The 8,678-nt window shown below is 65.2% G+C and carries 10 protein-coding genes and 3 pseudogenes; 6 read left to right on the forward strand and 7 right to left on the reverse strand.

Annotated elements, in window-relative coordinates:
• Positions 1-107: 107 nt before the first annotated feature.
• Entirely contained in the window at positions 108-443 is a 336-nt protein-coding gene (locus E2C06_RS34085; protein ID WP_133293003.1) for a hypothetical protein, read from the reverse strand.
• A 213-nt stretch (positions 444-656) separates the two neighbouring features.
• Between E2C06_RS34085 and E2C06_RS34090 the strand changes: the two genes are divergently transcribed.
• Together E2C06_RS34090 and E2C06_RS34095 are read left to right on the forward strand one after the other, a co-directional pair.
• Positions 657-1,610 (forward strand): Bug family tripartite tricarboxylate transporter substrate binding protein, encoded by a 954-nt coding sequence (locus tag E2C06_RS34090; protein WP_133293004.1) that lies wholly within the window; start codon positions 657-659, stop codon positions 1,608-1,610.
• Between the two features lie 556 nt (positions 1,611-2,166).
• Entirely contained in the window at positions 2,167-3,162 is a 996-nt protein-coding gene (locus E2C06_RS34095) for a Bug family tripartite tricarboxylate transporter substrate binding protein (protein ID WP_241671594.1), read from the forward strand.
• An 86-nt stretch (positions 3,163-3,248) separates the two neighbouring features.
• Here E2C06_RS34095 and E2C06_RS34100 read toward each other — a convergent pair whose 3' ends face one another.
• Both E2C06_RS34100 and E2C06_RS40985 read right to left on the reverse strand, forming a co-directional pair.
• A complete protein-coding gene (locus E2C06_RS34100) occupies positions 3,249-3,491 on the reverse strand; it encodes an SDR family oxidoreductase (RefSeq protein WP_133293005.1) in 243 nt (80 codons plus the stop codon).
• A 94-nt stretch (positions 3,492-3,585) separates the two neighbouring features.
• Positions 3,586-3,819 carry an SDR family NAD(P)-dependent oxidoreductase gene (locus E2C06_RS40985; RefSeq protein WP_369126553.1) on the reverse strand — a complete coding sequence of 78 codons (234 nt, stop codon included), beginning with the start codon at positions 3,817-3,819 and terminating at the stop codon, positions 3,586-3,588.
• A 25-nt stretch (positions 3,820-3,844) separates the two neighbouring features.
• On the opposite strand from E2C06_RS40985, the gene E2C06_RS34110 reads away from it, so the two are divergent.
• Positions 3,845-5,302 (forward strand): IS4 family transposase, encoded by a 1,458-nt coding sequence (locus tag E2C06_RS34110; protein ID WP_133293007.1) that lies wholly within the window; start codon positions 3,845-3,847, stop codon positions 5,300-5,302.
• Here E2C06_RS34110 and E2C06_RS40000 read toward each other — a convergent pair.
• Together E2C06_RS40000 and E2C06_RS40990 are read right to left on the reverse strand one after the other, a co-directional pair.
• The gene (locus E2C06_RS40000; protein WP_133293008.1) at positions 5,220-5,777 is read right to left on the reverse strand and encodes an SDR family NAD(P)-dependent oxidoreductase; all 558 of its coding nucleotides are present in this window, start codon (positions 5,775-5,777) and stop codon (positions 5,220-5,222) included. The genes E2C06_RS34110 and E2C06_RS40000 overlap by 83 nt on opposite strands.
• Before the next feature lie 156 nt (positions 5,778-5,933).
• Positions 5,934-6,155, reverse strand: a complete 222-nt coding sequence (locus E2C06_RS40990) for an MbcA/ParS/Xre antitoxin family protein (RefSeq protein WP_133293009.1) — start codon at positions 6,153-6,155, stop codon at positions 5,934-5,936.
• Positions 6,156-6,738: 583 nt separating this feature from the next.
• Here E2C06_RS40990 and E2C06_RS41180 point away from each other — a divergent pair.
• A pseudogene (locus tag E2C06_RS41180) lies at positions 6,739-6,861 on the forward strand (IS3 family transposase); the annotation flags it as partial.
• 81 nt (positions 6,862-6,942) lie between these two features.
• Here the strand turns inward: E2C06_RS41180 and E2C06_RS39000 are convergent.
• Both E2C06_RS39000 and E2C06_RS39005 read right to left on the reverse strand, forming a co-directional pair.
• Complete coding sequence (locus tag E2C06_RS39000; RefSeq protein WP_206664824.1) at positions 6,943-7,398, reverse strand: IS1595 family transposase; 456 nt, start codon at positions 7,396-7,398, stop codon at positions 6,943-6,945.
• Positions 7,338-7,898 (reverse strand): transposase, encoded by a 561-nt coding sequence (locus tag E2C06_RS39005; protein ID WP_206664823.1) that lies wholly within the window; start codon positions 7,896-7,898, stop codon positions 7,338-7,340. Before E2C06_RS39005 ends, E2C06_RS39000 begins: the two co-directional genes overlap by 61 nt.
• Positions 7,899-8,064: 166 nt before the next feature.
• On the opposite strand from E2C06_RS39005, the pseudogene E2C06_RS40010 reads away from it, so the two are divergent.
• Together E2C06_RS40010 and E2C06_RS40015 are read left to right on the forward strand one after the other, a co-directional pair.
• Positions 8,065-8,238 (forward strand): annotated as a pseudogene (locus tag E2C06_RS40010) (transposase); the annotation flags it as partial.
• A gap of 7 nt (positions 8,239-8,245) precedes the next feature.
• Positions 8,246-8,443, forward strand: a pseudogene (locus E2C06_RS40015) (YjbQ family protein); the annotation flags it as partial.
• Between the last annotated feature and the right edge of the window lie 235 nt (positions 8,444-8,678).

The raw sequence follows: 8,678 nt of genomic DNA on the forward strand, positions 1-8,678 counted from the left end.
AGGCCTTCCGTCAGCCGTCGTGACGAAAGGCTCGGCAGCGCTCCTATTTCACGCCGCCGCGGCCAGATTACCCAGCCGCTCCCTGAGGGATTTTCTCTCCGACGCTCTCACAATCCGCCCCACGAGGTGATCTCGAGTTCCGGGTGGACGCTGTTTGTTGTCGGCACTTCGGGCAGCAGCGGGCTGCGCTCCTTGCTGGTGATCGCCAGCGGGCTTGGAAATCTGGCGCGCTGCTGACGCTGGACGATACTGGCCATGTCACGATAATTGCGCTGAATCTCGGCCCATCCCACGCGCAGAGCGCCTTCTGCGTGAAGGGTATCCGCGGCCTGCCGGAGTGGAGGACCGTCTCCCGGATCCTCTCCGGCGAGGAGCCGGTGGCTGGTTTGCTGAGTGCCAGATGCGCGGTATTGCCGGGCTGCGCCCATTTCCCACAACTGCAAGCGACCGAGCAGTTCCTGGACTCCGTAGTGACTCAGCCTTCTTCGACGCCGCCCGCGTCCGTGTTCGCAACAGCCATCCTGAAATACCCATGCTTGGGCAGCTTCCAGACGGGACCTGAGCCATTTAGCGGCAGCGGCAGCGGCAATGGGTCTTGGGGGTGGCTGCGCCTGGCGCCGATGGCAAAGAGGCGCGAAACAGCCCCGGAGGACGCCATGATTCCTGCCCCGCGCCGCCTCGTGCTCGCTGCGGCCCTTGCCGCCCCCGCCATCGCCCGTGCCCAGCAGCAGCGGCCCGTCACCATCATCGTGCCCTTTGCCGCCGGCGGCAGCACCGACGTGCTTTCGCGCCTGATGTCGGAGCGGATGACGCAGACCCTCGGGCAGACGGTGCTGGTTGAAAACCGGGCTGGTGGCAACACCATTGTCGGCGCCGAATACGTCGCCCGCGCCCAGCCCGACGGCAACACGCTGCTGATGGCGGCCGGTACCACGCTGAGCATCAACCCCGTCGTGGTGAAGAACCTGCCCTACAAGGTCGAGGACTTCGCTCCGATCACCCTGGCGACCACCTACCCCTTCGGCATTATCACTCAGAACAAGGGCCCCGCCGACATCCCGGCCCTCATCGCCGCGGCCAAGGCCGATCCGGGGGGTATCACCTACGGCACCAACGGCCCGACCACGCTGACCAACGTCGCCATGCTGCTGGTGACGGAGCGCTTGGGCATCCGCATGCAGGACGTTACCTATCGCGGCGATTCGGCGGCGCTGAACGACTTCGTCGCCGGCAACCTCGACGTGCTGGTGGTGGCTGGCAGCACCGCCGTGCCGGTCTTCCGAAATGGCCAGGGGCGGCTGATCGGCTGGACCAGCCTGCAGCGCATGCCGACCACGCCCGAGGTGCCCACGGTGGCCGAATTCGCCCCGGGGACAGAGGCGCTGAGCTGGTTCGGCCTGCTCGCCCCCGCGCGTACGGCGCCCGCCCGGGTGCAACAGCTGCACGACGCGGCGGCAGAGTCGCTGAAAGACCCGCGCATTCAGGAACGGCTGACGCGGGATGCCCAGTTCATCGTCGGCAACACGCCTGAGGAATTCGCTCAGTTCCTACGCGACCAGGACCGGCTCTGGCGTCCGATCCTGAGCAAGCTAGACGTGCAGAACAATTAGCCTCAGAAGCGGCCAGTCTGTTTTCGGCCACACCGTGCCGTCGAGTATGAACCTAGGCAGCTTGCTTTTATGTACGCACAAGGGGATGCAGCAGCCATTTGAGCATCAGGTATTCTACCGCTGCTTTCCGCTCTTCTGCGACGTGGCGATCGAGGCAGGGGATCGGCCGTCACCACGCTATCCTATCCACTGTCCCGCTCAAAACCCGTACGACTGGCCGTGGGTGGTACGAGGGAAGGCGGTGTGATCGATGGCCGGGACTTCCCGTAAAAAACGGATGGGGCAGTGAGCGGGGCCAAGGCACGCCAGGGCGTCCCCCCATCCAAGCGAGTAAAAGGTCGGATGGCTCTACCCCGATTTTCAACTGCCGCCGCTCAACACGAGAATGCAGCGACCGCAACTCGCCACGTCCAAGGTGCTCATGGGTCCTCCTGGCTGCCAGAGGCCCGTGACCGGCTGCACCAGCCACCACGAGCAACCCTTCGAGCTCGCGCCGGTTGGTTGCTGCTGCGCGTCCAGGCCAGTACCAAGGCGCAGAAATGCCGGAGGGACGAGAGTGATCAGCCGACGCGCTTTGATTGGGGGTACTACCCTCACCCTTCCGGCACTCTTGGCTGCCCGCAGCCAGTCCCCTGACTTCCCCACCCGGCCGGTTCGCATCGTCGTGCCTTTTGCGCCGGGTGGCGCGGTGGATCTTACCGGTCGCTTTCTGGCCGAGCGGCTCCAGACCACCCTTGGGCAGAATGTACTGGTGGAGAACCGCGGCGGGGCTGGTGGCAACTTGGGTGCCGATGTTGTCGCCAAGGGAGAGAAGGACGGCTACACGCTGCTGCTTGGCTCGGCCTCGATCCTATGTGCCAACAAGTTCCTGTACCGCCGCTCGATGCCGCTGGACCCGGCGCGCGATCTGGCGCCGGTCACGCGGGTGACCACCGGGACGGTGCTGCTGATCGTGAACTCGGACCGGCCTTGGAAGACGTTCGGCGAGCTCATCACAGCCGCGAAGCGCGATCCGGGCAAGCTCACCATGGGGTCATCCGGTACTGGCACGGTCAGTCACCTGGCCATCGAATCGCTGAAGCGCGCAGCAGATGTAGACATCACCCACGTGCCCTATCGTGGGGGCGGCCCGGCCTTTCAGGACCTGTATGCGGGCAACATCGACATGATGTTCGATGTCATCCCGGCCGCGATGCCGAACGTACGCGAGGGCAAATTCCGCCCCCTGGCGGTCGGCAGCGCCGAGCGCATCACCTATGTCCCGGAGCTGCGCGACGTGCCGGGGATGCGCGAGCTGCTGCCGGATTCCGGCATCGATATGCAGAGCTGGTACGCGATCAACGCGCCGGCCGGCACGGCCGAGAGCCGCATCATGCTCCTGCATCGCGCCATAACGCAGATCGTCCGGTCGGATGAGTTCCGAAAACGCATGGAGCCGATCGGCTTCACGCCGGTCGCGGACGACTCGCCCGTAGCCTTCGGCGCGTATATGCGCGAGCAGGAGAAAGTCTGGCAGAAGCTCGTGGAGATCTCTGGGGCGACACTCGACTGACGTTGGCCTACCCCCTGGCCTGGGCACCTGTGCGCATGCCCAGGTGCCGGCCGCTATGACCGGGTCACCGTGGAGCAGGTCGGGCCTTATGGTCCTTCAGCGGGATAGTAGAGCACTCCGGCGGCAGCGAAGCCACCATCCACGTTCAGCACGTGGCCCGTGACGAAGCCGGCCTCCTCGAAACACAGGAACGCCACTGCTGCATCGATCTCCGCCGGTGCCGCGTAGCGTTGCAAGGCCATGTGTTTGAGGAATGCTGCCCGCTGCTTTGGGCCATGCGCGGTGCGGGCGACCTGGGTCAGGCCGGGCGCCACACAGTTGACCAGGATGCCATGCCGGCGCGAGTTCCATCGCCAGCACCTGGGTCAGGTTGATGATGCCAGCCTTGCTCGCGCCATAGGCCACCCGCCCGGTTCCCGCAAACTAGCCGGAGACCGAGGACGTCGTCACGATGCGCCCTCCCTGTCCGTGCCACACCATGGCACGCGCCGCGGCTTGGGCGGTCACGAAGCACCCCGCGAGGTTGGTGCGGATCACCCGCTCGAACGTACCCCTCCGGTGAGGCTTTCGATTACCCACAACTGAGCGTGTACGCGGGCTGAGTTCGCCAGAAAGCACTTGAGTCCGCGGAATCTGACGTGATTCGTTGCCGAGCACCCCAACGCCAGGCGGAGGGCGTGCGATGGTGCCGTGCGTAGGTCGCGCAGCGGGTGGGACGGCTCGTGGCTCCCCCTCCGAGAACTGGACGAGAACCGAGGTGGAAGCGGCGACCTTCGCCGATGCTCGCCTCCATCGTCGCTTTGGAGTTCTGCTCGGGCAACTCGCCGTGGGCATCGGGAAGAGCATACCGCAGGCTTGCCGTGACTGGGCTGGCGCGAAGGCTGCCTACGGGTTCCTGGCCAACAGTCGGGTGAGTGAGGGCGATATCCTTGGCGGCCACATGGCCGCGACCGCGGAGCGGTTCATGGCAAGCCGCGGGGTGGTCCTGCTTCTGCAGGACACGACCGAGTTCACCTATCGGCGCGCCTCCGCGAGTGCGATCGGCGTGACGAAGAGCGTCAACAGCGGTCGCGACGCGAAGGGCCGATGGCGTCATCACACCCTCTGCGGCTTGCTCATGCACACGAGCCTCGCCGTGACTGAAGACCGCGTGCCGCTCGGCGTGACGGCGCTGAAGGTCTGGACACGGTCGAAGTGCGGGACCGCCGCGCTCAAGCGGGTGGTCAACCCGACGCGGGTGCCGATCGAGGGCAAGGAAAGTGTCCGATGGCTCGACAACCTGCGACGGTCGGTCGAACTGCTTGGAGAGCCCGGGCGCCTCGTCCATGTCGGCGACCGCGAGAGCGACATCTACGAGTTGTTCTGCCTCGCCCGGGACCTTGGAACGCACTTCGTCGTTCGCACCTGCGTCGACCGGCTTGCAGGCGACGGAACCCACACCATTGCGACGGAGATGGCAGACGCCCGCGTGCGAGGGCTGCACCGGGTCGCCCTTCGCGGGCCAGAGGGCGAGGCGATGAACGTCGTGCTGGAGATCCAGGCCCGTCGCGTCCACGTCCTTCCACCCATCGGCAAGCAGCGGCGCTATCCCGCCCTGGACCTCATTGTCCTGCACGTCACCGAGCGGGATCGGCCGCGCGGACGGGAGCCGATCGAGTGGAAGCTCCTCACGGACCTGCCGGTCCGGTCGCGCCGGGACGCACTGGAGAAGGTCCGCTGGTATGCGATGCGGTGGAAAATCGAGACCTTCCGCAAGATTCTGAAGTCGGGCTGTCGGGCGGAGGAGTCTCGGCTCCAGTCGGCGGAACGGATCGCCAACCTCCTCGCGCTGTTCTGCATCATCGCGTGGCGAGTCTTGTGGCTCACCCTCGCACATCGCGCCGATCCGGGGGCCACTCCACAGACAGCATTGAGTGAGCGGGAGATCACCGTCCTCGATAGGATCTTGCTGATCAGGCGTAGCGAGCGAACCGAAGAGACATCGCTGGCCGCCTACGTCCGCAAACTCGCCCGCCTCGGCGGCTATCTCGGCCGCTCTCGTGATCCACCGCCCGGCATCAGCGTCCTATGGCGCGGACTGTCGCGCCTCGCCGATATCGAACTCGGGATGGAGGTCGCGACACGGCCGACATGTGGGTAATCGAAAGCTTGGCCGGATGGGTACGCTCGAAGGCCGCGCGCGACATCTCAAGCGCCGGCACGCGGCTGGTAATGCCGGCATTGCAGACCGCCAGTCGCAGCGGACCGAAGCGGGCCTCCACATCCGCCACGGCGGCGGCGGCCTGATCTTCCTCCGCCACGTCGAGCGTGAAGAGGGCGGCGCGCAGCCCGGCGGCCGTAATCTCCGCGGCCACGCACTCCGCCCGGTCGGGCAGCAGGTCGGCTACCAGCACGGCCGCACCGTCGCGCGCCAGGCGCTGCGCGATGGCCTCGCCGATGCCGGCGCCCGCGCCGGTGACCAGGGCGACGCCACCAGCTGCTGCCGGTAAGGAGCACAGGCCCGCTCCACCGACCGCAGGTTCACCGCCAGCCCGTGCTCGGACGCCAGCTCCTGCCGCACCACGTCGGCGTTGCCGCCGTGCCGCACCAGCCACTTCCCCAGGCCGAAACAACATGCGAGCTTCGGGCGGCTATCCGCTCACTTCACCATCGCCATGATGCCGGGTAGCGGGCTTCTCGTTCTGCTGATCGCCGCCAACACTCAGGCCCCGTCATCGCAATCAGCATTGAGCCAGATCGCTTCGCCTGACCGACGACCTCATCAACGGCTATTAGCAGTAGACGCCCCACTCGAGCCGGGTCAGGGTGTCGTGCAGCAACAGCGTACCTTCTGCCGATTGTAAAAGTTCGGCTGGACGACGGCCGTTCAGGGCGATAGCCGGTCGCGCCAGCCACTTCTCAGCTGCGCGTCGAGATCCGAATACAAATGTCGCGTGATCAATGACGCGTGCGCGTCGGCTAGAGCTCGATGCGACCAGCCGAAGGGATGACATGCAGTAAAAGGTCGAGCTCGCAACACCGAGGATGCAGGCTCCTAACCTGAGCACGCGGAGAGCACTGCCAAAACTCTTCACACCTCACCTAATGGTCTTCCGAAGCGTCGATTGGTCGAAAAGTGCCGTCCTCGAGCAGTGTGCCGATCTCTTTTCGACCGTCCAGTTCGCGAATCGTCGTTCCTGAACGGTCTTTGTTGGCGTAGTAGAGCGACACACCAGGAATGCGTTTGATTCGCACTCCCGGGGTGACCAGGTGAGGCGCCAACCTTACCAATGCCTCCGTACTCTCTCGCACAGAGCGTGCCCACTCTTCCGGCGTAGGTGCCGGTCCTGTGACGGTCACCGATCCGAAGCGGACAGTCCGCGTAGAGTGGCCCGGAGCCACATCATGAATAATCACTGTGTCCGGTACGGGACGTTTCGGCATTCTACTCACCCTTTCAGAGGGTAACTATCGCTCCTAACGGGCTGTTTTGAAAGCTACCCCTGGCGAGCTTCAGCCTGAAAAAAGGTGGCGTAGGAGAAGCGTTCTGGGCGGCGTTCCCGGAAAGAAGCCGCCACGTGGACGCCGGAATCCCGCGACGAGTTCACCCGCGAGGCGCTGGCGACCCTGGTGGCGCGCAAGCTCAGTTCAGCCGACGTGATCGACGTGCTGGCGGACCTTTTCTTGGCGCACGTGACGCCCGCGCATATCCGCACGGACTGACCTGCCCCCGACTTCTTGGACCGGTGAAAGCGGGAAAACTCTCGGTGGCTCTTACCGGGATCCGGGGTGTTGGCCAACCTATCTCACCAGAGCTGCAATGAGGGCGCCGAGGAGGGCTTTGCCGCGGCGCCGGGCGTTGTGCACGAACTCGAAGAAGCCGAGATAGAGCGGCAGCTTCTCTTGCGAGATACCCCGATGCGGGCGGAGCCAGGAGCGCAGTAGAGACCACGTCCCCTCCATCGTGTTGACGTGGATCTCGCAGAAGCCGTCGCCATCCTCGTCACGTGCGTATTCGCCCCGAGCGTGGCAGACCGTCTCATGCCGATAGCCCCAGGCCGGCAGGCGGACGTAGATGTCGTACTCGTCGGTGTGGATGCGCGTCCCCTTGGCGACGGCCGCCTCGATGATCGGCTGGATCGTCTTCTGCTGCACGTTGGCCAGCATGCGCATGACGACCTGCCCACCGCGTTGGATCAAGCCGAGGACGGGCGGCTTGTCCTTCTCCAGCGTGCCGCGGCCCGGCGCTCCCGCCAGTCTGCGACGACGTCCAAGCCGCCCCTTTTTGCGACTGCCGCAGGTTGGCCCTTGTGCCCGGCCACGACGTACACCTCGTCGATCTCCACCTCACCCTCCAGCCGCACGGGCGGGGTCTTGGCAACCAGGCCGCCGCGCAGCTGCTCAGTCATGGCGTGCACGTCCGACACGTTGAGGCCCAGTTCCTGGGCGATCTGGCGGTTCGAAAGGTTCAAACCCATGAAGTACAGGCACAGCACCCAGACCCGCAGCGGCTGGTGATGGCCGGCCAGCACCGTGCCGGTGAGGTCGTCGAACCGCCGCGCGCATTCCTTGCAGCGGTAGCGTTGCCGAAGAGGTTGGCTCTCGTCGCAGCCGTCACGGATCACCGCGGCAGTATCGCACTCGGGGCAATGCACGCCTTCTGGCCAGCGGTGTTGGCGCACGAAGGCGAAACATTTGGCGTCGTCCATCAGGCCGGACAGGTTGACCAAGCCGCGGGCAGCATCGGATGCAGCCATGACCAAAGAAGCTCCTCGGGACGATAGCAGCGGCTGATCATCCCGCTGCTCTTATCCCATCAGAGGTCCGTCAGCCCCACCAGCTTCTCCTCTGTCTCGCAACACCCCGGAACCCGAAAAGAGCCTTCTCGGTTAGGCTCTGCGGCACTGACTGAGGAGACGGGCCATGAAACTGACCCAGTTCACCGACCAGCAGATCGCTTTCATCCTGCGGCAGGCCGAAGAAGGGACAGCGGTGGAGGAGGTCTGCCGGAAGGCGGGCATTTCCATCCAGACCTACTACCGCTGGCGCAAGAAGTACGGTGGCCTGATGCCGTCCGAGATGCGGCGGCTGAAGCAGCGCCAGCCGCTACCGGCATGCGGAGGAGGGGCCGGACGATATGCCCGCCCATATTCGGGCTGCGCTGACGCAGACCCAGCTTACGATCCCTGTCGCAGAGGACCTGCCGGTGCTGGGGACATGGCAAGGTATTTATCTGTGGGAGCACCGTATGGCCCCGCACCGCCGAGAGCTGGTGCTGCACCTACTGGGCGAGCGGACATAGGGCCTGGGGCCGTGGAGAGCGTCAGCAACACCCACCGGGTGAGCAATAGCTCCGCTGAAGCCCGATCAGCCAAGCTGCATTAAAATCAAGGAAAAACAACGCTTCAGACCCTGTCGGCGTAAGAGGGGCAAAACCTGTGGCGGTCAGGCGGGCTGGCACCGCGCTCTGACCAAGTCGGGCAGGTACGGGATGCCGGCCTGGCCGATGATGCCGAGCCGGGCACCGAGGTAGTCCC

Source organism: Dankookia rubra, assembly GCF_004355005.1.
GTDB classification, from domain to species: domain Bacteria; phylum Pseudomonadota; class Alphaproteobacteria; order Acetobacterales; family Acetobacteraceae; genus Paracraurococcus; species Paracraurococcus ruber_A.

What these genes read in the sequence shown, in the direction of transcription:
- E2C06_RS34110 (WP_133293007.1), top strand. Translation starts at nt 3,845, where the DNA reads ATGGTGCCGTGCGTAGGTCGCGCAGCGGGTGGGACGGCTCGTGGCTCC.
- E2C06_RS34090 (WP_133293004.1), top strand. Translation starts at nt 657, where the DNA reads ATGATTCCTGCCCCGCGCCGCCTCGTGCTCGCTGCGGCCCTTGCCGCC.
- E2C06_RS40990 (WP_133293009.1), bottom strand. Translation starts at nt 6,155, where the DNA reads ATGTCATCCCTTCGGCTGGTCGCATCGAGCTCTAGCCGACGCGCACGC.
- E2C06_RS40000 (WP_133293008.1), bottom strand. Translation starts at nt 5,777, where the DNA reads ATGTTGTTTCGGCCTGGGGAAGTGGCTGGTGCGGCACGGCGGCAACGC.
- E2C06_RS39005 (WP_206664823.1), bottom strand. Translation starts at nt 7,898, where the DNA reads ATGGCTGCATCCGATGCTGCCCGCGGCTTGGTCAACCTGTCCGGCCTG.